Genomic DNA, 24,561 nt, shown 5'->3' on the forward strand with positions numbered 1-24,561 from the left:
TTCACCCTAATGGGCCGTACGCAGCCAGGGCTCACGCTTCTTGCCCCGGCGGCCCCAGGTGGCTTTCTCACCCCTCCAGCAACCGTTGCCCCACGTACTCGCCCTTCGCCGCCCCGCCCGGCACCGCGAAAAGCCCGCTTGCCTCGTGCCGGATGAAGGCCGACAGGGCGTCCCCCCGGTCGAGCTTGCGCTGCACGGGTACGAAGCCGCGCAGGGGGTCGGCCTGCCAGCAGACGAAGAGCAGACCCGCGTCCGGTACGCCGTCCGCGTCGAAGCCGTCGTGGAAGGAGAACGGCCGACGCAGCATGGCGGCGCCGCCGTTCTGATCGGGCCGCGTGATGCGTGCGTGTGCGTTGATCGGGATGACGAGCTTGCCGGAGGCGTCTGTCTTCTCCAGCTTCGGCGCGGTGGTCTCGGTGCCGCCGGTCAGCGGTGCCCCGTCCGACTTGCGTCGCCCGATCACGTCCTCCTGGTCCTTGAGCGAGAGCTTCTCCCAGTCGTCGAGGAGCATGCGGATACGGCGTACGACGGCGTAGGAGCCCCCGGCCATCCACGAGGGCTCACCCGAGTCGGGTACGAAGATCCGTTGGTCGAAGTCTGCTTCGGAGGGCTTCGGATTGCGGGTGCCGTCGATCTGGCCCATCAGGTTGCGGGCCGTCATCGGCTGCGCGGTGGCGCCTGGCGAGCGGTTGAAGCCGTTCATCTGCCAGCGGACCCGGGCCGCCGAGCCGGCGTCCTTCTGGATCGCGCGCAGAGCGTGGAAGGCGACAAGGGCGTCGTTCGCGCCGATCTGCACCCACAGGTCGCCGTCGCTGCGCGCCTTGTCGAGGTGGTCCGAGGAGAAGTCGGGCAGCGGGTCGAGGGCGATGGGGCGCTGCTTCTCGAGTCCCGTACGGGCGAAGAAGCTGTGCCCGAAACCGAGGGTGACGGTCAGGGACGAGGGGCCCGCGTCGCGAGCGACATCCGTGTCCTTGCTGTCGGCTGCTTCGCCCGTCATCAGCCGCTGGGCCGTGGCGGACCAGCGGCGCAGCAGCGCGGCGGCCTCCTTGCGGCCCGCGCCCGCCGCCAGGTCGAAGGCGACGAGGTGGCCGCGTGCTTGGAGGGCGGTGGTGATGCCGGGCTGATGTTTCCCGTGAAACATCACCTCATCCGCGCCGAGCGAACTGAGGGGCATGGCCTGGTCGGCGGAGGGTGCCGCGGCGTAACCGGCGGCCCCGCCCGCCGCGCCGAGCGCGAGCCCGGTCGCACCGGCGGTACCGAGCAGCCGCCGTCGCGAAATGATCCCTTTGGGGGAGGTCTCCGGAGTGGACTGTTCAGCCATGGTGTCGTTCAGCCGATCTGCGCGTTCTTGTCGACGGTCACCTGGTCGATGTCGGAGGTCCGGACGGTGACCGCGATGTTCCAGTTGCCCGTCATGGGGATCTGCACCCCGGTCGCCGTCCAGTGTCCGGTGGCGATGCGGTCGGGGACCACGGGCAGGGGTCCGATGTCCTTCGCCTCGAGGGTGAGGGCGACCTTGACCTCGGGGATGTCGAAGGCCTTGCCGTTGGGCCGCTCTACGTAGACGTGCATGTCGTTGCCGCCGACGCGAGCCGGGTCGAGTTCGAGCCGTGCGACGCCCTTGCCGTCCTGGCCGCCCGTGTCGAACGGCATTTCCAGGGACAGCGCTGCGGACTCCGGCTGCGAGGCGGCGGTGGCGGCTTTGGCGTCCTCGACCGTGCGACCGGGTTCGGTGGACGTCAGCACGGTCGTCACGGCGAGCACGACCACGGCGACACCCGCCTCGGCGAGCACCGAGCGGCGCAGGCCCGAGCGACGTGGATCGGCGTCGCGGGCCCGCTTCTCACGCGTGGCGGCCACGGCGGCCCGCTGCCGGGCCAGTTGGGCCGCACGCTTGCTGTCACCGCCGCCCACGTGTACGACGGCCGGTTCCTTCTCGTCCCTACGCTCCTCGGCGTCTTGAGGTTCTGCGGGGTCTTCGGTTTCCATCTCGGCTTCAGGAGCCGAAATCAGCCGGGCGGTCCAGCGCCGGGAGATCCACGCGACGCCGACGAGCACGGCCACCAGCCCGATCTTGACGAGTAGCAGCTGCCCGTACGACGTTCCGGTGAGCGCCGACCAGGAACCGAGCTGCCGCCACGACTGGTAGATCCCGGTCGCGGCGAGGACTGCCACACTGCCGAACGCGACGCCGGAGAAGCGGCGTACGGCGGACGACTCGATCGACGGCGCGCGGTAGAGCGCCACCAGGAGCGCCGACAGACCGCCCAGCCAGGCGGCGGCGGCCAGCAGATGCAGGACGTCCACGGGCATCGCGATCCCGGTCTGGATGCCGGTCGAGGCATGCTCGGCAAGCGCCCACGTCCCGGCCAGGCCCGCCGCCACGACGGACCCGCCGATGGCCAGTCCGAAGGTGAGGTCCTGCTTCTCCTTCTCGTCCTCGCGCTTCTCGAAGGCCCCGAAGAGTACGGCGATGAACAGCGCGCCCGCGGCGAGCAGCAGCAGCCGCGAGACCAGCGCCGCGCCCGTCTTGGTCTGCAGCACCTGGCTGAGCAGACTCAGGTCGAAGATGTCCCCGACCTTCCCGGAGCCGATGTAGGAGCCGCGCAACAGCAACATGGCGAGCGTGGCCGCGGTGAGAGCGAGCCACCCGGAGACGACCAGGCGCTGCATAGGCCGCACCCCGGCACCGCGCTGCCAGCAGGCGAGCACGAAGGCCGCGCCGCCGACGAAGAGTACGAATCCCGCGTACGACATATAGCGTGCGAAACCGTAGAGCCCGCCCACGACTCCGCCGCCCGCCTCCTGGTCGGACAGCGAGACGGTGGTCTTGGAGGGCGCACCCACGGAGAAAGTGAAGGCCCCTGCGACGGGATGGCTGTCCGCCGACACCACCTGGTAGGTGACGGTGAACGTGCCGTCGGGCAGGCCCTCGTGCAGATTCACGGCGTACGTGTTGCTGCCCAGGTCGGTGGTCTTGCCCGTGTCGACCTGCTTGCCCTTCGGGTCGAGGACGCGCACCGAGCCGTCGGACATCGCGACCTTCTCGGAGAAGGTCAGCGACACCTGGGTGGGCGCCTCGTCGACCACCGCTCCCTGCTGCGGGTCGCTCCCGGTCAGCGCGGCGTGGGCCGAGACAGGGGCGGCCTGGGCGAACAGCGCGCCGGTGACGGCGAGGAACAGCAACAACAGGATCCGTACGCGGGGAGCGATGGCCTGCCTCACGGTGGGTCCCTCCCTCAGTGGTGCGACGTGGACGAGGACTGCGCGGACGTCGGCCGGTACGTGGCGGACTTCACCGGCATCTCGACCGTGATCGGGTCGGTCTTGGTGAAGCGCAGCTCCACGGACACCGTCTCGCCCTCCTTGGGCTTGTGCTTCAGCTTCTCGAACATCAGGTGGCTGCCACCGCTTTCGAGGACGAGCCGGCCGTCGGCGGGGATCTGCAGCGGGCCGGCCGCCTTCATCGTCTGACCGGACGTCTGGTGAACGCTGACGTCCTCGGCGATGTCGCTGGTGGCAGAGACGAGGTCGTCGGAGCTGTCACTGTTGTTGACGACGGTCAGGTAACCGGCCGCCAGGGAGTCCGTGACCGGCTGCGGCATGTAGGCGGACCGTACCGACAGGTCGGGGGCAGAGTCAGCGCCGCCGGCCGAACCGCCGCAGCCCGTAAGGGCCAGACAGCCCGCCATGACGACGGCCGGCGCGACGGAACGCCTCACGGTGTCTGCCCCTTGATCAGCTTGGGGAGGTCCTTGGTGTAGTCGTCGACGGTGGCGTCCTTCCCGTACAGCACATAGCCGGCGTCGGTCTTCGGCGAGAACACGACGACCTGGGTGCCGTGCATGGAGGTGACCTTGCCGTCCTTGTCCTTCGTCGGCGGCTCTATGGAGATGCCGAGCTGCCGGGCGCTCCCCTGGATCGTGGCGAAGGAGCCGGTCAGGCCGACGACGTCGGTGTCGATGCCCTTGAGCCACTTGCCGAGCTCGGAGGGTGTGTCCCGCTCCGGGTCGGTGGTGACGAACACGATGCGGAGCTTGTCCTGCTCGGCCTTGGGGAGCTGCTTCTTGGCGACGGCGATGTTGTTCATCGTCAGCGGGCAGATGTCGGGGCAGTTGGTGTAGCCGTAGTAGATCAGCGTCGGCTGCCCCTGGGTCTCCTTGCGGAGGTCGTACGGCTTGCCCTGGGTGTCGGTGAGGACGAGGTCCGGCTTCTCGAACGGCTTGTCGAGGACCGTCGCGGCCTTCTCCGAGCCGGTCTCGGCGGACACCTCGGCGACGGGCGAGCTGCTGCTGTTGTCGCTGCTGCCGCAGGCGGTCAGGGTCAGTGCGGCCGCGGCGACCAGGGCGGCGGCGAACGTCTTCTTGCGCATAGGAAAATGTCCCAGATGTGAGAGCTGCGGCCCACACCGGGGTCGTACGGCGATGTACGACCCCGAGGGCACGCACCGGAGGGCTGTTGGTCCTTAGGCGTCGGAACGCCGACGGCTGGCCAGGACGCCGTACGCGACGCCCCCCACACCGACGACGATGCCCACGATGCCCAGGACGCGGGCTGTGGTGTCGCTGGTGTCGGAGGAGGCGGCGGCCTGCCCGGTCGACTCGGCGGCGGCTTCGGCGTCATCGGCGTCATCGGAATCGGTGTCAGAGGCGGCCGAGCCGTGGTGGCCGTCCTCGGCGGCGGACAGCGCGAGCACCGGCGCCGGCGACTCGGGCTCCTCCTGACCCTCCTGCGGCACCTCGATCCAGCGCACGACCTCCTTGTTGGAGTACGTCTGAAGCGCCTTGAACACCAGCTCGTCGGTGTTCTCGGGCAGCGCACCGATGGACAGCGGGAACTTCTGGAAGTAGCCGGGCTCGATGCCCTTGCCGTCGGTGGTCCAGGTGACCTTGCTGACGGCCTCGTCGATCTTCTCGCCGTGCAGTTCGACGGGCTTGGCGAGCTTGGACTTGGTGACCTGGATCTTCCAGCCGTCGACGGGCGCCGGCATGACCGAGGCGAGCGGGTGCTCGGTCGGGAAGTTCACTTCGAGCTTGGTGGTCGAGGCGTTGTCGCGCTCGTTCGGCACCTTGAAGTTGACCGTCGCGTATCCGCCCTTGGCGGCGGTCCCCTCCGGCGTCACGCTGACGTGCGCAAAGGCAGGGGCAGACAGGACGAGGACGGCCGAGGCGGCGAGGACACCGGTGGCGGCGATTCGGGAAGCCTTCATGGGCGGGGAGTACTCCACTTTCAGTGCTGGTTCGGTGAAAGAACGGGGGTTGCGCGTGCGAAAAGGCGGGCACGCGCGCGTGCCGCATGACGGCACCCCTAGGAGTGGTGGTGCGTCGCGTCAGGCGGCGAGAAGGAAGTCCGCGTCCGACGGCGGCCCGCGTCTGATCACCGAGTGCTGAAGAACGGTCGTATGTGGGACCGGCGGCCCGAGCTGCGTGGCACGTGGTGCGCACGGCGCCGCCTCGGGCGTACCCGGAAGCCCCGCCAGCAGGACCCGTACGAGCGCGAGTGCCCGGCGTAGCGCGCGGACCGGCCCCTCGCCGTGCGCCGAAAGCCGCATCAGGCGCTGCAGCGCGAGGTCCCCGTTGCGCAGCAGCCACCCGGCGGAGACGCCCGCGAGAACGTGGCCGAGCAGCATGGGCAGGGAGGGCAGCACCGACATCGAGGGGTCCCCGGCGGCCGTGACGGCCTCCGCGGAGTGGTGGTGCGTCAGGTGCCCCGCGCCGGTACTCGCACCCGCGCCTGTACCTGTCCCCGGGTCGATTCCCGCGTTGGTGAGGATCCGCTCGGCCTGCGCCGGGCTGATCGCCGCGACGAACGTGCCGCACACGAGTCGCGCGGCCCGCGCCACGAGCGAGGCGTCCATGTTCCCGGACTCCACAGCCGTGCTGTGTTGCCCGAGCCCGAAGAGGATGTGCAGCACGGTCTGGGTGACCGCCAGCAGCGCGGCGATGCTCGGCAGCGAGCGCTCGCGCCCGGCGAGCGGCGCCGCGACGGCGAAGACGGCGAGAAATCCGGCCCCCAGCGACCACAGCGGAACGCCCTCGCAGGAGGCGACCGCGTGCCCGGCCCCGGCCAGCACGACGCAGACCGCGGCGAACATCGCGGCCCTCGGAACCCGGAGATCACCTCCGGTGCGTGCACGTAGTCGGGGGGCACTCATTGCGGGCTCATCATTGCACTGGGCCCACCCGCTCCATACGGCAGGTCCGCAAGGTTCTGTACGGCCCGGAAGATCACGTTCTGGCGGGAGGTGCCCTCATCTACACCGATCGCAGTCGGCGGAACATCCGCCGTATGGGCGGCATCACGTCAACATCGCGCTTACAGTCCGCCCCTTGGGGCAATACGTAACGGTATGTCGAGCCGCGGCCAGGAGGCTGGAGCATGAGCATCTGGTGGTCCCTCCATCTCCGGCGCGAAGCCGCGAGCGTCCCGCTCGCCCGACGTCTCCTGATGGGCACGATGGAGACAGCAGGGGTGGATCCGGATATCTCGTACGACCTGTCCGTCGCCCTGAGCGAGGCCTGCGCCAATGCCGTCGAGCATGGAGGCGAATCCCCCGAAGGGCGGTCGGCCGAGGCCTTCCGGGTCACCGCCTATCTCGATGGCGAGAAGTGCCGCATCGAAGTGGCCGATTCCGGCCCAGGCTTTCCCTCCGGACGGAGGCGCGCATCCCTCCGTCCCGCGCCCAGTGAAGCCGAGCACGGCCGGGGTCTGTGCCTCATCGAGGAGCTCGCCGACCACGTCCAGATCGGCAACAAGTCGGGGCGAGGCGGCGCGGTGGTCAGCTTCGACAAGATCCTCAAGTGGAGGAAGGACGCGCCGCTGGTGGCGGTGTAGCGCTGCTGAAGGTGAGCCGGGGCGCTGTTTCACGTGAAACAGCGCCCCGGCTCACCTATGCGGAAGGCCACTCGGTGGCTCAGAGGGTGGCGCGCAGATGGCTGACGGTGACGAGGTGGTAGCCCTGGGCGGTCAGTGTGCGCAGGATCTGCGGGACCGCTGCGACCGAGGTGGGGTGGATGTCGTGCATCAGGACGACATCGTTGCGCTGCGTCTGGTCGATGACGGTCTGGGCGACCTTGGCCGCGTCGCGGTACTTCCAGTCCTCGGTGTCCACGTCCCACATCACCGGCGAGAGTGTGGCCGCGGCCTTGACCTTGGCGTCCATCGCGCCGTAGGGCGGGCGGAAGGCAGAGGGAGCCTTGCCGGTGGCGGTCTTGATGGCGTTGCTGGTGCGGTTGAGCTGGGAAGCGATCTGCTCGGGGGTGAGGTTGGTGAGATCGGGGTGGTTCCAGGAGTGGTTGCCGACCTCGTGTCCGGCTTTCGCTTCGGCACGCACGAGTTCGGGGTGGGCGGCGACGTTCTGGCCGGTGGTGAAGAAGGTGGCACGAGCCTTGTACTCCGCGAGGTAGGTCAGCAGGGTCCCGGTCTCCGGCGCCGCCGGTCCGTCGTCGAAGGTCAGCGCAATGCACTTGACCTTCTTGCAGTCGGTGTCGTCGTCACCGGTGGCGGTGTGGGTCGGGACGGCCGGCTCGGGGACGTGTGTCGCACCCAGGTCGAGCGAACGGCTGGGCTTCATGGTCTGCCGCTGGACACGCTTTCCGAACCCTGACAGCCAGGGGGTGATCGTCTCCTTGGACAGGGCCACGATGTAGGTCCCGGCGGGCGGGACGCCCACTTCGCCGCGATCGAAGGTCACCCGCAGTCCGCCGTCGGCGGTGAAGGTCATGTCGTCCAGGGCGGCGGTGATGGAGTCCTCGGAGAGCGTGGCGTCGAAGAGATCGGGGTCGAAGCCTTCGCGGTCCTTGAGCTGATCTTTCAAGGCGGCGATGAAGGCGCCCTGGGAGCCTTCGGTGACGAGTCCGAGGGCCGTTTGGTACTCGCCTGCCTTGCCGTCGTACCAGTACGTCCTGGTCGACAGCCCGGGCCCCGCGCCACTTCCGTCCTGTGTGCTGAGCCGGACGCCGAGGACGTCGCCGGAGGCGACCAGGAACTGGTGACTGATGTTGAGTTCCGGGCCCTCCGCGCTCTCGCAGGGTCCCGAGCGGAATCCCGCCAGTCGTTCCTCCACCTCCTTCTCCATCGCGGCCGTCATCGACTCCGCGCCGGGCACGTCCGGATAGCTCGTCGCGAAGGCGCAGGAACTCTGCTCGCTGCTGTCGCTGACGATCTCCAGACCCTTGATCTTCGACGGGTCGACGTCGCGGACCGGCGAGGGCCCGGGGGCGGAACCGGGCCGCCCGTCGGCCGCCCCCGTACCCGAGGAGCCGTCCGGGCCGGACGAGCAGGCCGCTGTGAAGGAGAGGGCGCCGAGCAGGAGAAGCGAGGGGACCAGAGTGCGAGTGCGCATGAGACCAGAACCTGACTGAGGAGACGGGCGGACGCCGCCGACGGGACGCCGCGGTCGTTCTGGTCACTGATCGTTCAGGTCAGAGGCATTTTTCAGCGACGCACAGAGCCACCCTGAACAATCGGTCCCGGGTCGATTCCTGCTGGTTTCAGACGCTTCAGTCGCGTTTGACGCACACCTGCTGGTACGGCGCGTCAGGGACGTAGGTCCGCCACTGTGCCTCTGTCAATCCGTCGCCGGTGCGCGCACAGACGGTGCGGACCGCCCGGTCCGGGGCGACGGGGAGACGCTGAAGCGGTACATGGAGGCCGCCGGCGAAGACCGTGCCGCCGTCCTCGGCGAAGGCGAGGGAGCGGATCTCGTCGCCGGATGTGGGCAGGTCCGTCCCGAGGAGTTGCTGTCCCTCGGTGTCCCACAGCCGCAGGGTCCCGCCCGCGCCGCCCACGGCCAGCGTGCCGCCGTCGGCGGAGAAGGCGAGCGCGCCGACCGCCTCCGGCTCGCCCTGGGAGGTCGTGTCGGAGGTACCGGCCAGCGCACCCGTACGCTGGCGGACGTCGCCGTCCCACAGGGTGACGTGCCCGGTTGAGTCGCCGACGGCGAGCCGGGTGCCGTCGGGGCTGAACGCCAGCACGGTGACTTGGCGGCCGTCGGCGAGCGCGCGCCCGGTGACGTCTCCGGTCTCTGGATCGGCGTACTGATCGTCGGAGCCCACGAGCAGATCTCCGTCCGACCGCGCGGCCAGTACCTCCCCGGAAAAGCCCTGCACGGTCCCCGACCGCCGGTGGTTCTCGGTGTCCCAGATCTCCGTCCCGTAGCTGTCGCTTTGGGCGTCGGAGCGGGCAGCCAGCAACGTACGGCCGCCGGGCCCCACGGCGAGGGTGGTGGCCGGACGGTCGGCCGCGCCGGAGGTGTCGATGACCGTACGAACCTTATGTTCCTGTACATCCCACACGGTGAAGCGCAGCCGCAGTGAGGCACCGGAGGACTTGGTGTCGGCGACGGCCAGCGCGCTCCCGTCCGGGCTGAATGCAAGCAGGGGGGTTTCCTCCTCGGACACGCTCGGCAGCGGGCCGAGCCTCGCGTCGGCGAGGACCGTGCCCATGGGGGTCCCCCCGCTCGAGCGAAGTCGAGAGTGGGGGAGTGTGGAACGCAGTTCGAAGCGGTAGCCGCTGCCGGACCTGGTGACAGTGGCCAGGGCGGCGCCGTCTGGGCTGAGCACGCTCGCCTCGGCCGGAGTGTTCTGCCACTGCGGGGTGAGACGGTCGGTCAGGTCAAAGGTGTGGACCGTGGCACTGTCGAGGTAGCGCAGGAGGCGAGGCTTGCCCGGTTCCCAGGTCAGCCCGATGGCCTCATCCTTGGAAAGCTGCCGGTGGAAGACCTGCGTACCGCCGTTGGACAGTCGCCATACGGCGAGTTCGTGGTCGTCCGCGGTGGCCAGGAACTCGCCGTCGGGGGAGAGCGCGGCCTGGGTGAAGCCGGTGATCCCGCCACTGGTGAAGTCGGCAAGCGTTCGTCCGCTGCGGACGTCCCAGATCAGGGCGTCGGTGCCGTAGGCGGCCGCCAGCCGCCGGCCGTCCGCGCTGAACTGCAGCAGGCGCGGGCCGTTGTCCGCGCCGGAGCCGGTGCCGCAAAGGATCTTGTCCGCTTTCTCCCAGTCTCCGGGCAGGCGCGTGCCGTCCGCGGTGTCCCAGAGTTGGAGCGGCCCTTCGGCGGGGCAGAGCGCGAGCAGACGTCCACCGGGGCCGACGGCCGCCGTGGAGAGCGTGCGCGTGAGGGCGGTGCTGAAGAGGACCTTGCCGTCGTCCGTGCGGTGCAGCCGAACTGTGCCCGGGCCGCCCGTCGGCCCGGTCAGGTACGCGCTCCCGTCGGACGCGCTGCCCTTCAGCGCGGCGTCGCCCAGCTCGGCGGCGGATCTCTCCAGCGGAAGGTTCCACAGCATTTCGCCTCCGTCCGGCCCGATGAGGTAGAGGAACCGGGAGTCGGGCCCGACATCGCCCACCTCCGTACCGCTCGGCAGGCGGTAGGTGGCGGTGACCTTGTGGTCGGCCACGTTCCGGGCGGTCACCGCGGTGCCGTCGACGCTGAGCAGGGTCCGGCCGCCGTCGGCGAGGAAACGCCGGACGCCCTTCCCTGCCAGGGGGTCGGTGAAGGCATCGCGTTCCGGCTGGGCCAGAGCGCCCAGCAGCGCCGAGCGGGACTCGGTGAGCGGGGCGATCTTCCACGCCGCGACCCCGAGCAGGGAGGCGGTGCGGGGGTCGGTGGAGCGCAGGCTGGCGGCCACGGTGGCCAGGCGGCGGGCCGCGGCTTTGGCGGCTTCCTCCTGACTCACCCGGTCGCGCTGCCAGGCAACCAGACCGGCGGCCAGCGCAAGGACGAGGAGCACGGACAGACCGACGGTCAGGGAACGCGTCCGTCGTGCGGTGCGGGTCTCGGCCTCCCGCTCGGCGTCCCGGGCCGCGAGGGAAGCGGAGAGGAAAGCCCGCTCCAGCGGGGTGAGGTCGTCGTCCGGCTGCCGGGAGAACAACTCCTCGGCCCGGGTCAGCCGCGTACCTCGGTAGAGCGCGCCGCCGTCGCGCTCCAGCTCCTTCCAGGCACGGGCGGCCTCGCCGAGCCGGCGCTGTGCGCGCAGCCGGTCCCGGCCCTCCTCGACCCAGCCGGCCAGGCGCGGCCAGCCAGTGATCAGCGCCTCGTGCGCAAGCTCCACCGTGTCGCCGTCCAGGGTGACCAGACGGGCGACGACGAGACGTTCCAGCACTTCCTGCGCACCGCTGCCGAGTTCGGTCTGAGAGGCGGGACGACGGGTGTCGACCGCCGCCCCGCCACTCTCGACTTCGCTCGAGCGGGGGTGCCCCCATCCTGGCGCGATCAACCGCAGCAGAATGCGCCGAGCGATACGCCCCTGCGCCACCGACAACCTGCCGTACACCTGCTCAGCAGTGGCGGCGATCGCGCCACGTACACCGCCTGTCTCCTCGTACGCCGCCAGAGTCAGCAACCGGCCGCGGCGACGTCGCCAGGTCTCCAGCAACGCGTGGGAGAGCATGGGCAGTGCGCCCGGCTGGTCGACGACCTCGTCGATGATCTTGGCGGTCAGAGCACGTTCCACGTTCAGACCGGCGGAGGTGGCCGGGCCGGTGATCACCTCACGCAGTTCGTCCGGGCTCATAGGACCGACCAGCAGACTGGCTCGGGAGACGGCCTCGGCCAGCTCACGGCGGTCGGCGCAGTGTCCGTAGAAGTCACCTCGGACCGCGATCACCACGCGCAGCCGGCTCTCCGGCCGTCGCGCGGCGAGCAGCAGATCCAGGAACCGGTCCCGTTCCTCGCGGTCGTGACACAGGGTGAACAGTTCCTCGAACTGATCGACGATCACCCAGGTTTCCCCGTCGCCATCCAGCGGGACGAGCGCCTTCTCGTGCGTACGCGCGGGCCGCTCGCCCGGGGTGAGCACGCGGATCACCGCCGGCCGCTCCGCCCCCGCCGTCTGCCGCAGCCTCGGAATCAGTCCCGCCCGCAGCAGCGACGACTTGCCGCTGCCGGACGGCCCGAACACCGCCGCGAACCGGTGCTCCTGCACCAGCTCCACCAATCCGGCGACAAGTGCATCCCGGCCGTAGAAAAGATCACTGTCGCCCGGTTCGAAGCGGGCAAGCCCCCGGTACGGCGGCCTCTCGTCCGGCGCGGGCGCCCGGACCTCGGCGTCCGCTTCCCGCCAGCGCCGCTCCCATTCATCCGGGTCGGCATCCAGCGTCTCGGCGTACGCTCGCACAACCGCCAGCGACGGCAGCTGCTCACCGGCCGCCGCCTGGGACAGTGCGGTCGTGGAGTAGCCCGCGCGCTTGGCCATCTCCCGGTACGGCGGCTTTCCGCCCTTCTCCCTGAGGACACGCAGTTCGTGGGCGAGCCGCTGTATGGGACCGGCATCGGGGTCGACCGGCTTCTCGCGTCGTCCCACCGGGAGCACCTTTCACGCGTTTGACTCGAACAGCAGGCGTACAAGCTACGTCATCGACAGTGATGCTTCGGCCGTGCCGCAAGCGGAACGGAGTGCTCGCAGGCTTTGCAACTGACCTGCTGGCTTGGTCGCCGTTTCACGTGAAACAGAGGGTTCGAGATTCGTACGGAAACGTGCGGCTCTCAGGGTCCTCACAGCCGCCCATCAGCTCTCTGACGGCTGCCCTCCCTAGGTTCCCCCGCATGACGGGAAACCACGGGTGCTCCAAGGGGTACATCACGCTGGGCATCGCCCCGGACGCCGCGAACACCGGCGCAGGCGGTGGCGAGGGTGGCGGTGGTACGCCTCCGGGTGACGCACCCAGCGACGCCCCGAGCGCTTCGGCGTCCTCCGCCCCCTCCTCGTAAACGCTTACGCAAAGGCTTACGTCGATGAGCAACTCTCCGGACGAGACGCTGGCGCAGGCCGCCGTGATCGCCCTGATCGGGCAACTCGCGCTGGCCCCCAAGCCCGGACTGCCCGACCCGCGCGATCTCGGCGCCCGCGCAACCGGACAGGACCACAGCTCCCTTCGCTGGTCGGCCAAGGCGCTGAAGCCCGGTCTGGTGGCGATGGCGGCCGCCGCCCGCCGCACCGGCTCGGCGACGCCCGGACTCCGCGCCGAACTGGGCGCGATCGGGCGGTCCACCGAGCACTCGGTGGGGCTCGCGGGCGGCGGCCACCAAGGGGCGCTGTGGGTGCTCGGCCTGCTGGTCGCCGCGGCCGCCCTGGAACCCCGGGCGACTGGCCGGGACGTCGCCGCGACCGCCAGGCGGCTCGCGGCGCACCCCGACCGGAAGGCGCCGCGACGCCCCTCCCGCGGCTCCTCGGTCTCGGCGAAGTACGGGGCTCCTGGGGCGCGAGGCGAGGCCCGGGCCGGATTCCCGCACGTGCGGCGGGCATTGGACGCGCTGGCCACGGCCCGCTCGGCGGGCGCCCCCGAGCCGCACGCGCGCCTCGACGCCCTGCTCACCGTCATGTCCACCCTTCAGGACACGGAGTTGCTGTACACGGCGGGCCCGCACGGCCTGCGGCACGTCCAGGCGGGCGCTCGGGGCGTCCTGGAAGCGGGCGGTACGTCCACGGAGGCCGGCCGCGCGGCCCTCGCCGCCTTCGACGACGACCTCCACGCGCGCGCGTGGAGCCCCCGCGGAAGCAGCGGGCTGCTCGCGGGGGCCCTGTTCCTGGACTCTCCCCCAGGCTCTCCGGTGGGGGTCAGCTCACCGGCACGGATTGCCTGACCTGCGGTGCGGTGGCCCGCCTTCCGGCCGCCCACCGCGCCGCGGGCCCCATCCCGTACGAAGCCGCCAGCATGAGTCCGCCGAGGACCAGCCAGCCCGGCCTCCCCCACCCCACGAGCAGCGCCGTCAGCACCAGCGGGCCCGCCGTGCGCGCCACGGTTACGCCCGTACCGAAGAAGCCCTGGTACTCGCCGATCCGGTCGGCCGGGGCGAGATCGAAGGAGAGCTGCCAGGAACCCGCCGACTGCTGCATCTCGGCGACGACTTGAAGCACCGCGCCCACGACCAGCACGCCCACCGTCACCCAGGTCGAGACGTCGGCCGACAGCGCGAACACCGCACACGATCCCAGCATCACCAGCCCCGAACGCCGCACCGCGCGCGTGGCCGACGCGAGGCCCGTCACCCCGCGTGCCATCCGTACCTGGAAGAGCATCACGGCACCGGTGTTGAGCATGAACAGTGCGGAGACCAGCAAGGCCGGGGCGTCGGTCCGCTCGGCGATCCACAGTGGGATGCCGAGGCTGAGCAGCGGCATCCGCAGCAGCAGCACGGTGTTGAGCAGCGTGACGAGCGCGTACGGGCGGTCGCGCAGCACTCCGACCTCGTCGCCCCGGGCACCCTGTCCGCGGCTCTGATCGGCACCCACGCGCGCGTGCACGGGCTTCACGAGCGGAAGCCGGAGCAGCACCCCCGCACACAGCAGGAAGGTCACCGCGTCCAGCGCGAACACCCCGAGGTAGGCCTCCCTGGTCCCCACATGCAGCGCGAGCCCGCCCAGCCCCGCCCCCACTGCCAGGCCTGCGTTGAGCGTCGACTGGAGATGCGCAAGCAGCCCTGTCCGCTCCTCCCGGGACACCACCCCGGCCACCAGCGCCTGCCGGGCCGCCGCGAGCCCCGACTGCGCCGCCGCGTAGCCGCACGCCGCTAGCACGAACGGCACAAAGCCGCGTACGACGAGGAAGGAAGCCACCGCGAGGCCGGTCGCCAGCGCCAGCAGCACCGTCGCGCCACGCGGCCCGCGCCGGTCGGCGAGCCGCCCCAGGGGCACGCCCGCCAGTGACCCGATCGCCCACGCGAGGGTGAGCCCGAGGCCCACGCGCGCGGGGGCGAGTCCGACGACGCGGGTGAAGTACAAGGCGGAGGTGACGTAGAAGGCGCCGTCTCCTACGGAGTTGCTCAACTGGGCCAGGGCCAGGACGCGCTGCGGGCCCGCGGGCGGGAGAAGCGAGTTCGTCATGGGGACGACGCTATGAAGGTGGTGGACCCCTCAACAGAACCAATCAGCACGCTATTTAGTGCCCCAATTCCCTGACCGCGTGCGCCCTGCTCAGCCCGCCAGATCTGCGTGCCCCGATCAGCCTCCAGCGCCCGCATGCCCGCCGCCTCAGCCTCCAGCACGTGCGTGCCCCGCCTCAGCTCCCGAGGACACGCCCCAACACCTCCAACGCCTCCGGATAGACCCGCTCCCGAGGCGTCCCGTACCCGACCACCAACCCTTGTGGCCGCCCCTCACGCGCCCTGGGCCAGTGCTCCCCGAGGCACCCCACCGCGAGCCCTTCCTCGGCGGCCCGTGCAAGCACCGCGCCCTCGTCCGCAACGTCCACCAGCGCGTGCAGCCCGGCCGCGATCCCGCGCACATTCCGACGCACCCCCAGCCGGTCCAGCAGCTGATCCCTCCGCCGCCGGTACCGCAGTCGGCAGGCGCGTATGTGCCGGTCGTAGGCGTGGCTGGTGATCAGCTCGGCGAGGGCCAACTGGCCGATGGACTCGGTGTGATGATCGCTGTGCAGCTTGGCGTCGGCGACGGCGTCGACCAGGTGCGGCGGCAGCACCATCCAGCCGAGGCGCAGCGCGGGCCCGAGCGTCTTGGAGGCCGTTCCCAGATAGACGACCTGTCCCGGTGCCATCCCCTGGAGTGCACCCACGGGCTGTCTGTCGTAGCGGAACTCCCCGTCGTAGTCGTCCTCGACGATCAGCCCTCCACGCGCGCGTGCCCAGTCCGTGAGCGCCCGCCGCCGCTCCGGCTGAAGGGTCACTCCGGTCGGGTACTGGTGCGCGGGCGTGACGACGACGGCTGCCGTGTCGCCCAACTCCTCGGCGCGGGCGCCCCGTTCGTCGACGCTCACAGGGGACACGGATCCGCCGTTGTGCCGCACCACGTCCCGGTGAAAGGGCAGCCCGGGGTCCTCCATGGCGATCACCCCGGACCCCAGCACGCGCGTGAGGAGCGCGAGCCCCTGAACGTAGCCGGACGTGATCACGATCCGCTCGGGCGGCGCGATCACCCCGCGCGCCCGCCCCAGATACCCCGACAAGGCGGTCCGCAGCTCGATGCGGCCGCGCGGATCGCCGTATTCGTACGCCATGGAGGGCGCCGCCGCGATGGCCCGCCGCAACGCCCGCAGCCAGGCAGCCGCCGGGAACGTACCGACGTCCGGACTGCCCGGCCGCAGATCAAAACGGGGCGCACGCGCGCGTGCACCGTTCCCGGACGTGTCCAGGGACGTCGTGGGCAGCGCCGCCACCTCGGTCCCCGATCCCTGCCGAGCCGTCAGATAGCCCTCGGCGACCAACTGGTCGTACGCCGCCTTCGCGGTCCCCCGCGAGACGCCCAGTTCGGCCGCCAGCCGCCGGGTCGCGGGCAGCCGCGTCCCCGGAGCAAGCCGTCCGTCTCGTACGGCATCCCGCAGAGCCCGCTCGAGACCCGCCCGGCGCCCTGCCCGAGCGTCCGGCTCCAGATGCAGATCAACACCGACGCCCGACCAGAAGTCGTTCACGAAAGCCGCCCCCCTAGGCACACCAAAAGGCCGGGTACCCAGAAGGGCACCCGGCCATCACTCTCGTATCAGCCCTTATAGGCAGGCCATTTCGGCCCCGCCTGACGTACTCGTGCGGTACTCGGGGAAAGTCAGTCCTTCAGGGACGCCATCCACGCCTCGACCTCGTCGGAGCGGCGCGGCAGCCCCGCCGAGAGGTTCTTGTGGCCGTCCTCGGTGACCAGGATGTCGTCCTCGATGCGGACACCGATGCCGCGGTACTCCTCGGGCACGGTCAGATCGTCCGCCTGGAAGTACAGGCCCGGCTCGACCGTCAGGCACATGCCCGGCTCCAGCGTGCCGTCCACGTACGTCTCCGTCCGCGCCGCCGCGCAGTCGTGGACGTCCAAGCCGAGCATGTGACCGGTGCCGTGCAGCGTCCAGCGGCGCTGCAGGCCAAGCTCCAGCACGCGCTCCACGGGCCCCTCGACCAGGCCCCACTCGACGAGCTTCCCGGTCAGCACGCGCTGCGCGGCGTCGTGGAAGTCGCGGTACTTGGCGCCCGGCTTCACGGCCGCGATACCGGCCTCCTGAGCTTCGTACACGGCGTCGTAGATCTTCCTCTGGATCTCGCTGTACGTCCCGTTGACCGGCAATGTGCGCGTCACGTCGGCCGTGTAGAGCGTGTGGGTCTCCACGCCCGCGTCCAGCAGCAGCAGGTCCCCGGAGCGAACGGGACCGTCGTTGCGCACCCAGTGCAGCGTGCAGGCGTGCGCGCCGGCCGCGCAGATGGATCCGTAACCGATGTCGTTGCCCTCGACCCGCGCGCGCAGGAAGAAGGTGCCCTCGATGTAGCGCTCGCTGGTCGCCTCGGCCTTGTCGAGGACCCGTACGACGTCCTCGAAGCCGCGCACGGTCGAGTCGACGGCCTTCTGCAGCTCGCCGGCCTCGAACGCGTCCTTGACCAGCCGGGCTTCGGAGAGGAAGACCCGCAGCTCCTCGTCGCGCTCGGCGGTCACCTTGTCGGTGAGCGCCGCCTCGATCCCGGCGTCGTAGCCGCGCACGACACGGACCGGTCCGGCCGCCTCGCGCAGCTTGTCGGGCAACTCGCGGACGTCGGCGGCGGGGATGCCGTACAGCTGCCCGGCCTCGGCCAGGGAGTGGCGGCGGCCGACCCAGAGCTCGCCGTGCCCGGAGAGCCAGAACTCGCCGTTCTCCCGGTCCGAGCGCGGCAGCAGGTAGATCGTCGCCCGGTGGCCGTCACCCTTGGGCTCCAGGACAAGGACACCGTCCTCGGTGAGGTTGCCGGTGAGGTACGCGTACTCGACGGAGGCGCGGAAGGGGTACTCCGTGTCGTTCGAGCGCGTCTTCAGGTTGCCCGCGGGAATGACCAGCCGCTCGCCCGGGAAACGCGCGGAGAGCGCGGCGCGGCGGGCGGCGGTGTACTCGGCCTGGGGGATGCGCTCCAGGCCGTGCAGCTCGGTGTCGGCCCAGCCGGACTTCATGTTCTCGGCGAGTTCGTCGGACACGCCGGGGTACAGACCGTTCTTGCGCTGCTTGATCGGCTCTTCGGACTCGTCCCCAGTCTCCGGAGTGAGCTCTTCGGCCACGATCATCCTCCTAGATACGGCACTGGACCCCCTCCATCGTACGGTCGTACGGGAGAGGGCCCAGGGTGCGGAAGTCCTTTTGCGCGGCCTACGGGCACTCACTCGAAGCGCGCCGCCAGCAGCACGACGTCCTCCCGTCCGTCGGCCGCGTCGAGCTCCTGCGGCAGCACCGTCCGCAGCACATGGTCGGCGAGCGCCCCCGGGTCCGCACGCAGCGCCCTGGGCACGCTTGCCGCCGCCGCGTGCAGTCGCGCGAAGGCCCGGTCCGTGGGGTCGCCGGTGCGCTGCAGCAGACCGTCCGTGTACAGCAGAACCGTCTCTCCTGGCGCTGCCCGGAACTCCACGCTCGGCGCCTCCCAGCAGGCGAGCATGCCCAGAGGCGCCGACAGCGACGTCTCCACGAACTCCGTGCGACGCTCACCGATCAGCAGCGGCGGGCAGTGCCCGGCACCGGCCATCGTGATCTTGCGCGAGGTGGGCTCGCAGTACGCGAACAGGCCGGTGGCGCTGCGGGCGGGCTCAGTCAGCCTGAGCAGCAGTTCCAGATCGGACAGGACGGCGACGGGGTCCTCGCCCTCCATCACGGCGTACGCCCGCAGGGATGCCCTCAGCCGTCCCATGGCGGCCACCGCGCTGGGCCCCGACCCTGTGACGGACCCGACCGCGAGACCGAGCGCGGCGTCCGGCAGGGGCAGCGCGTCGAACCAGTCGCCGCCGCCGCGCGGGCCGGTGCGATGCCGAGCGGCGAGCTGGACGCCGAAGACCCGGGGCAGCCGCGAGGGCAGCAACTCCTCGGTGATCGTCGTCATGCACGCGCGCGTGCGTTCCAGTTCGACCAGCCGGGCCAGGTGCTCGGCCGCGTACCTGGCGTACAGACCCACGAGATGCCGCTGCCGCTCGACCGGCTCGGCAGGCTCGTCGTACAGCCAGACGGCGGCGCCAAGGCGGCCCGCCGTCTCGGTGGACAGCGGGAGCGCGTAGCTCGCGGCATAGCCGAGCCGGGCGGCCACCTCGCGGTGACGAGGGTCGAGCCCGTCCTCGGAATGCAGATCGGGCTGTGCGATCTCGCCCTCGCCACCGGGTAGTCCGTCCAGGATCTTCCCGTACGACATACAGCTGCGCGGAACCGTCTCGATGTGACCGAGATCGGCGCGGGCGAGGCCCAGGCCGATGGTCGTGTCCGGGCCGTGGCCGTCACCCGGTTCCATGACGACGAGTCCTCGCCGGGCACCCACGAGGGCGGCGCCCGCACGCAGAAGCTCATGAAGTGCGTCACTCAGGCACGCTGTGCGAACCATCCTCTCGGTCAGCTCGTGCAGCGTAGTGAGATCGGACACCCAGCCGGCGAGACGGTCCTGGAGAACGGCTCCTGGGGGGTTTGGAGAAGGGGCCGCAGAGGCACCCGGAGCGGCAGGCGCGGGCGCGACAGTGTGTGTGGGTGCCGGAACAGTTGAATCGATTCCGGCCACTTTCGGAAGGTGAGGGGCGTTCATGGCGTCCGGCTTTCCGACCGGTGCGTATTGCTCAAAAGCATCGCAAACCCCCATGTCATTCTGCGCCGCTAGCAGTGTCTCCACATGTACACGTACTCGTGAGGGGATGTCCAGCATTGTCCTGCTGGGATTCGTGGTGTCCGATGGGAAGCTTGAGAAAAGCAAAGTTGGCTTAAAACTGCCTCGGGTTACGGTGTATTGCGGTCGACTGGCCTTGTTCGACGGAGCGTCACAGCGGTCGTGATGGGTACGTACTCGGTGAAGGCCAGGGGTGGTTGGGATCGTCCCGGAACCTGGCGACGGACCCGGGCGTCTTAACCACCGACGACCGTGCCCCATCCTCCCGTGGCGGAGGCGGCAAGCAATACGCGGGACAGCAATCGCCAGGCGCCGCCACCCCCACGCCATGCCCATGCTGTTGATAGGCGCAGTATGGACGCGGACGCACTCAAAGCTCGGCCCATAGGGGTTCCCCTTGTCCTGGACAGGGGTGTGATGCGCCAGTAGGTACGCACAGTGAAGTGATCGACACATGGTGTGATGTGGTCCTCGGTGTTGCCAGGCGTGCAACGGAAAGGAACGAGCGCTCATGCGCGAGATCCTCGGAAGGCGACGCAGGCTCCTTTCCAGGCGAAACAATGGAAGGCCTGAGATGCTCGGCGCGGCCCTGACATTCGCGACCGCATGGCAGTGGCCCGTGCTCCCCGGCGTCGCGCCGGACCCGCAGGGGCGGGCCCGCTGCGGGTGCCCCGACCCGGAGTGCACGGTTCCAGGTGCTCACCCCTTCGACCCCGGTCTCCTCGCGGCGACCACCGACGAGCGCATGGTGCGCTGGTGGTGGACGAACCGCCCCGCGGCGCCGATCGTCCTCGCCACCGGCGGCCAGGCGCCCTGCGCGGTGAGCCTGCCGGCGCTCGCCGCCTCCCGCGCGCTCGGGGCGCTCGATCACATGGGCATGCGCCTCGGCCCGGTGATCGCTTCCCCCACGCGCTGGGCGCTGCTCGTGAAGCCGTACTCATTCGAGCAGCTGGGTGAGCTGCTGTACGCCAAGGACTTCGTGCCCGGCTCACTGCGCTTCCACGGAGAGGGCGGCTATCTCGCGCTGCCCCCGTCCGAGACCGGACAGGGCCAGATCTGCTGGGAGCGGGCGCCGCTGCCCGGCTCGGCGGCGCCGTGGGTGCCCGATGTGGAGGCCGTCGTGGACGCCGTGGTGGAGGCCCTCACTCGTCCGGGTGTGAGCGCACCCGAGTTGTAGGGGAATCGGGCGCGCGGCGAACCGAGCGGCCCCTCTTGGTCGTTATCGTCCCTTTCATGCTGCGTTTCTCCGGAGGGCGACCCCCGGGCTCCCGAAGAGTTCGTCTGCCGGCGCTGACGGGCGTCGTCGCGCTCGCGGCCACGCTGCCGCTGGCCGTGGCTTCCGCTGGGCCCTCGGGCAAGGAGAGTCCCGCGGTAGTACGTGCATCCGAACACGTCGACGACATGGTGGCCGCTTCGCGGGCCGGCCTCGCCGAGAGTCCGCAATGGCTCGGCCTGGATCCCGCCGGAACCTCCCGCTGCGGACCCGAACTCGCTTCCCCTGACGGCATCGAGGCGCAGACCTGCGTGCTGACCCGGGGGCGGGACACCTGGGCCCGTACGTACTACCGCAACGCGACCGGCGACGACCTCGCCGCCGTACTGACCCTCATGGCGCCCGGCAGCCGTACCGTCCGGATGCACTGCACGGTGGGCGCGGACGACGAGCCGGGGGCGTGCGAGACGCCTCGGGAGCGCACGGCGGGGGACGCGCGGGCGTACGCGGCGGTCGTGGAATTCGCGGCGGGCACCGAGGGGCCTCTGTTGCTGCGCTCGGGGAGCGACTCGGCTGCGTAGGGGGTCAACTCGCCTGTGGAAAGGGCGGGTTGGGGCGCTCGCAGAGGGCGGGCCGGGATCCGGAAACAGAAAGACCCGGTTGCTGGCGACGGGGGATGCACCAGCAACCGGGCTATTGAACGGTAACAAGAGATCGGCGGTTCGCAAATTCGATCTCGGCTATTCGGACACCGAATTTCCTGCCGTGACAGGGGGTTGTGACAGGAGTCACCGGTTCCGCGAGATCCCTGGCGGCTGACCGGTCGGTCAGCCGCCGACGGGGTGTCGAACGGGCGTCAACTCAGCGTGAGCTGGCGGTTGGTGAGGCCGCCACGCGCCCGGCGCTCGTCCGCGGTGAGCGGTGCTTCGGTGGCCAGTGCGGCGGCGAGCCGCTCGGCGAATTCGGCAGCCGGCTTCTCGATGTCCTCCGCGGTGACACCGGTCGGCAGATCCCAGACCGGCACCGTGAGGCCGTGCGCTCGGAAGGAACCCACGAGACGGGTGCCTTCTCCGAGGCTCGACCGGCCGGCCGCGTGCAACCGCGCGAGCGCGTCCAGAAGCTGCTCCTCGGCGTGCGGCATGACCCAACGCAGATGGTTCTTGTCCGGGGTCTCGCACCAGTACGCGGCGTCGACGCCCGACAGCTTCACGGTCGGGATGGCGGCGGCGTTGGCGCGCTCCAGGGACGCGGTCACGTCCGGAGTCGCGTTCTCCGAGTCCGGGACCCAGAACTCGAAGCCCGAGTGCACCACGGGCTCGAACGTGCCCTCGGGGTCGAGGAGATCCTGCAGCCGCGGCCCGTCCACCGGGGCACGCCGGCCCTGGATCGGAGTGCCGGGCTCGGCGGTCAGCGCTCGCTGAAGGGTGTCGGCGAGGTCGCGGCTGATGTCGCCGGAAGAGGTGTCGTTCTGGAGGCCGATCATCACGGAGCCGTCGTCGCGGCGCAGCGCGGGCCACGCCATCGGCAGGACGGTCGCGAGCGTGACGGAAGGAACACCCTCCGGCAGGGACTCCTTGAGCGTCAGCTCGACCGTGGCCGCGGGCACCAGCTCGCGCAACGCGACCCAGTCGCACTCGCCCGGCAGCCCCTCGAACGGGCGCTGCACCAGCTCGGTCACGGCATGCGACGCGCTCCGCCCGTGACACGCCTTGTAGCGGCGGCCACTGCCACACGGGCAGGGCTCACGGGCTCCCACAACCGGGATGTCGCCGTCCTGCTGCCGCGGCTGCCTGGCCTTCGTCTGGGATCGCTTCTTGGCCATCGTGGGTTTCTCCCGGTTACGGCTTGTCTCGTACGGGCGCGAGCCTAGCCGCTCGTACGAGGACCGACGGGAACCTGTGGACAACCTGCCACCCTGTCGAGTCGTCCCGTAACCGGTGTTTCAGTCCAACCGGAGCTTCGGCCAGACCAGCGCCTCAGTCCAAGTCGTCGAATGCGTCCCCGAAGTCCAGGTCGGGTATCGCGGACACCGCCGGAGCCGTGATGCGCGCCGCGAAGTCGTTGCGCCGGCGCTCCGTGTGTGCGTCATGTGCGTCCTTCTGGACGACCACCCACACCGTTACCTCGCCATGGACGTCGTCCCTGACGCCCCAGTCGTCGGCCAGCGCGGTGATGATGTTCAGCCCGCGGCCGCCGTGTGCGGTGACCGAGGGCGTGGCCGGAACCGGGCGGGTCGGACCACCGCCGTCCGTCACCTCGACGGTCAGCCGTCCGCCCGGGTCCACCCGCCATGCGGCCCGGACATCCCCGTCCCCCGCCAGCGCGTCGCCCAGCGGCCGGCCGTGCCGGCACGCGTTGCTCAACAGTTCGGAAAGGATCAGTACGGCATCGTCGATGACCGCTTCCGCCACGCCACCGGTGCGCAACTGATCGCGCATCCGCTGTCTTGCTTCCCCCACGCCCGCAGGGCCATGGGGTACGGCCATGCTCGACGACGTGGGCACCTCCTGTGCCACCACCAACGCCACCCCCGAGACCTCCTTCGCCCCACGCCACGGTGTGGATGCCCCCCTGGACTGGACCGGAAACCGGCCAATGCACATGCAGTGACGCACTCGTAACCCTCGAACACGGACCGAACGCGCCGGAGCACTCCCCGTAATGGCGTGGCCGGATTTCGACGGTCTGGCCGAGGCCCGAGGACCTCGCAGGTCAGCGGCCCAGCTGGCGCAGTACCGCGCGCGGGCGGTTGGTGATGATGGCGTCGACACCCAGTTCGACGCAGAGATCGACGTCTTCGGGTTCGTTCACGGTCCATACGTGAACTTGGTGCCCGGCCCGCTTCAGGCGCTCGATGTACGGCGGGTGGTTGCGCACGATCCGCATGGACGGGCCCGCGATCCGGACACCCACGGGCAGGCGTCCGTCGCGCAGCCGGGGCGAGAGGAACTGGAGCAGGTAGACCGTCGGCAGTGTCGGGGAGGCCGCCCGTACGCGGTGCAGCGAGCGCGCCGAGAAGCTCATGACGCGTACGGGCGATTCGGCGGCGGAGGCCGGGGCGTCCAGGCCGAAGCGCTTCAAGAGGTACAGCAGACGCTCCTCGACCTGGCCCGCCCAGCGCGTGGGGTGTTTCGTCTCGATGGCCAGTTCCACGGGGCGGTCGGCGTCGGCGACGAGCTCAAGGAGGCGCTCGAGCGTCAGGACGGACTGCTGCTCCCAGGACGGCGGCCGCTGCTGCTCCCAGTCGGGCGCCTCGTCCCGGTTCTTCCAGGAGCCGAAGTCCAGGGCGGCGAGGTCGGCGAGCTCAAGGGCGGAGACGGCGCCGCGGCCGTTGGAGGTGCGATTGACGCGGCGGTCGTGCACACAGACGAGATGGCCGTCCGCGGTCAGCCGTACATCGCACTCCAGGGCGTCGGCCCCGTCCTCGATCGCCTTCTCGTACGCGGCCAGGGTGTGCTCAGGGGCTTCTTCGGAGGCGCCGCGATGGGCGACCACCTGAATCAGGTGCTGTCGTGCGTGGGTCACCGCGTCATGGTGCCACCGCGCGCGCGTGGCTGCGTCATGCTGCCCACGCGCGTGGGTACGCACTAAGGGCGGCGGCCCAGGAGCTGCGGTGGTTATGTCGGACTGGTCCCATATAAGGGAAGGAAGTCCGGGCTCTCAGGTACAAAGGAAGGTCCCGGACCCACAGGCACCGCTTATGGCGCCCTGACGTCCTGTGGGAAAAGCTGACGGCATACAAGCAAGTACCTGCACAGCTGAATCGCGACGGATCACGTTCCCGTATGAGCACGTATGAGTGAGCGAGACCGAGCGCGACCGGAAAAAG

General features: G+C 70.3%; 21 protein-coding genes. 6 read left to right on the top strand and 15 right to left on the bottom strand.

All coding sequences use genetic code 11. The features are described from left to right. Positions 1-67: 67 nt before the first annotated feature. The 6 genes from efeB to ABD357_RS32550 form a co-directional block, all read right to left on the bottom strand. Positions 68-1,321, bottom strand: coding sequence for an iron uptake transporter deferrochelatase/peroxidase subunit (gene efeB / locus ABD357_RS32525; protein WP_344394607.1), 1,254 nt, complete (start codon positions 1,319-1,321; stop codon positions 68-70). 8 nt (positions 1,322-1,329) lie between these two features. Then, on the bottom strand, positions 1,330-3,225 hold the full coding sequence (locus ABD357_RS32530; protein WP_344394608.1) for a copper resistance CopC/CopD family protein: 1,896 nt from the start codon (positions 3,223-3,225) through the stop codon (positions 1,330-1,332). 14 nt (positions 3,226-3,239) lie between these two features. Then, the gene (locus ABD357_RS32535) at positions 3,240-3,722 is read right to left on the bottom strand and encodes a copper chaperone PCu(A)C (protein WP_344394609.1); all 483 of its coding nucleotides are present in this window, start codon (positions 3,720-3,722) and stop codon (positions 3,240-3,242) included. Continuing rightward, complete coding sequence (locus tag ABD357_RS32540) at positions 3,719-4,372, bottom strand: SCO family protein (protein ID WP_344394610.1); 654 nt, start codon at positions 4,370-4,372, stop codon at positions 3,719-3,721. The genes ABD357_RS32535 and ABD357_RS32540 overlap by 4 nt, the downstream gene beginning before the upstream one ends. Before the next feature lie 93 nt (positions 4,373-4,465). Then, on the bottom strand, positions 4,466-5,209 hold the full coding sequence (locus tag ABD357_RS32545; protein WP_344394611.1) for a YcnI family copper-binding membrane protein: 744 nt from the start codon (positions 5,207-5,209) through the stop codon (positions 4,466-4,468). 120 nt (positions 5,210-5,329) lie between these two features. Next, positions 5,330-6,154 (bottom strand): hypothetical protein, encoded by an 825-nt coding sequence (locus ABD357_RS32550; RefSeq protein ID WP_344394612.1) that lies wholly within the window; start codon positions 6,152-6,154, stop codon positions 5,330-5,332. Positions 6,155-6,378: 224 nt separating this feature from the next. Between ABD357_RS32550 and ABD357_RS32555 the strand changes: the two genes are divergently transcribed. Next, the gene (locus ABD357_RS32555) at positions 6,379-6,834 is read left to right on the top strand and encodes an ATP-binding protein (protein WP_344394613.1); all 456 of its coding nucleotides are present in this window, start codon (positions 6,379-6,381) and stop codon (positions 6,832-6,834) included. Between the two features lie 79 nt (positions 6,835-6,913). On the opposite strand, the gene ABD357_RS32560 is transcribed toward ABD357_RS32555, so the two are convergent. Both ABD357_RS32560 and ABD357_RS32565 read right to left on the bottom strand, forming a co-directional pair. After that, entirely contained in the window at positions 6,914-8,344 is a 1,431-nt protein-coding gene (locus ABD357_RS32560; RefSeq protein ID WP_344394614.1) for a polysaccharide deacetylase family protein, read from the bottom strand. A gap of 157 nt (positions 8,345-8,501) precedes the next feature. After that, on the bottom strand, positions 8,502-12,299 hold the full coding sequence (locus ABD357_RS32565) for an nSTAND1 domain-containing NTPase (protein WP_344394615.1): 3,798 nt from the start codon (positions 12,297-12,299) through the stop codon (positions 8,502-8,504). A gap of 242 nt (positions 12,300-12,541) precedes the next feature. Here ABD357_RS32565 and ABD357_RS32570 point away from each other — a divergent pair, with 242 nt between their 5' ends. Together ABD357_RS32570 and ABD357_RS32575 are read left to right on the top strand one after the other, a co-directional pair. Then, positions 12,542-12,706 carry a hypothetical protein gene (locus ABD357_RS32570; RefSeq protein ID WP_344394616.1) on the top strand — a complete coding sequence of 55 codons (165 nt, stop codon included), beginning with the start codon at positions 12,542-12,544 and terminating at the stop codon, positions 12,704-12,706. 24 nt (positions 12,707-12,730) lie between these two features. Further along, entirely contained in the window at positions 12,731-13,579 is an 849-nt protein-coding gene (locus tag ABD357_RS32575) for a triphosphoribosyl-dephospho-CoA synthase (protein WP_344394617.1), read from the top strand. Here ABD357_RS32575 and ABD357_RS32580 read toward each other — a convergent pair. The 4 genes from ABD357_RS32580 to ABD357_RS32595 form a co-directional block, all read right to left on the bottom strand. Beyond that, positions 13,554-14,819, bottom strand: coding sequence for an MFS transporter (locus ABD357_RS32580; protein WP_344394618.1), 1,266 nt, complete (start codon positions 14,817-14,819; stop codon positions 13,554-13,556). The two genes, ABD357_RS32575 and ABD357_RS32580, sit on opposite strands and share 26 nt — an antisense overlap. A 175-nt stretch (positions 14,820-14,994) precedes the next feature. Then, positions 14,995-16,359, bottom strand: coding sequence for a MocR-like pyridoxine biosynthesis transcription factor PdxR (pdxR, locus tag ABD357_RS32585; RefSeq protein ID WP_344394619.1), 1,365 nt, complete (start codon positions 16,357-16,359; stop codon positions 14,995-14,997). A 131-nt stretch (positions 16,360-16,490) separates the two neighbouring features. Next, positions 16,491-17,948 (bottom strand): aminopeptidase P family protein, encoded by a 1,458-nt coding sequence (locus ABD357_RS32590; RefSeq protein WP_344394621.1) that lies wholly within the window; start codon positions 17,946-17,948, stop codon positions 16,491-16,493. Positions 17,949-18,046: 98 nt separating this feature from the next. Further along, complete coding sequence (locus ABD357_RS32595) at positions 18,047-19,558, bottom strand: PP2C family protein-serine/threonine phosphatase (RefSeq protein WP_344394622.1); 1,512 nt, start codon at positions 19,556-19,558, stop codon at positions 18,047-18,049. 472 nt (positions 19,559-20,030) lie between these two features. Here ABD357_RS32595 and ABD357_RS32600 point away from each other — a divergent pair, with 472 nt between their 5' ends. Both ABD357_RS32600 and ABD357_RS32605 read left to right on the top strand, forming a co-directional pair. Further along, positions 20,031-20,696: a bifunctional DNA primase/polymerase gene (locus ABD357_RS32600; RefSeq protein ID WP_344394623.1), complete on the top strand. Its 666-nt coding sequence runs from the start codon at positions 20,031-20,033 to the stop codon at positions 20,694-20,696. Between the two features lie 56 nt (positions 20,697-20,752). Continuing rightward, positions 20,753-21,313, top strand: a complete 561-nt coding sequence (locus ABD357_RS32605; RefSeq protein WP_344394624.1) for a hypothetical protein — start codon at positions 20,753-20,755, stop codon at positions 21,311-21,313. A 275-nt stretch (positions 21,314-21,588) separates the two neighbouring features. Here ABD357_RS32605 and ABD357_RS32610 read toward each other — a convergent pair whose 3' ends face one another. Both ABD357_RS32610 and ABD357_RS32615 read right to left on the bottom strand, forming a co-directional pair. After that, positions 21,589-22,554 (bottom strand): DUF5926 family protein, encoded by a 966-nt coding sequence (locus tag ABD357_RS32610; protein WP_344394625.1) that lies wholly within the window; start codon positions 22,552-22,554, stop codon positions 21,589-21,591. A 154-nt stretch (positions 22,555-22,708) separates the two neighbouring features. Beyond that, a complete protein-coding gene (locus tag ABD357_RS32615) occupies positions 22,709-23,260 on the bottom strand; it encodes an ATP-binding protein (protein ID WP_344394626.1) in 552 nt (183 codons plus the stop codon). Here ABD357_RS32615 and ABD357_RS32620 point away from each other — a divergent pair. Next, a complete protein-coding gene (locus ABD357_RS32620) occupies positions 23,217-23,342 on the top strand; it encodes a hypothetical protein (RefSeq protein WP_268979219.1) in 126 nt (41 codons plus the stop codon). The two genes, ABD357_RS32615 and ABD357_RS32620, sit on opposite strands and share 44 nt — an antisense overlap. Before the next feature lie 102 nt (positions 23,343-23,444). Here the strand turns inward: ABD357_RS32620 and ABD357_RS32625 are convergent, their stop codons facing one another. After that, entirely contained in the window at positions 23,445-24,257 is an 813-nt protein-coding gene (locus tag ABD357_RS32625) for a glycerophosphodiester phosphodiesterase (RefSeq protein ID WP_344394627.1), read from the bottom strand. Positions 24,258-24,561 lie beyond the last annotated feature (304 nt).

The organism is Streptomyces vastus, from assembly GCF_039532825.1.
GTDB lineage: Bacteria > Actinomycetota > Actinomycetes > Streptomycetales > Streptomycetaceae > Streptomyces > Streptomyces vastus.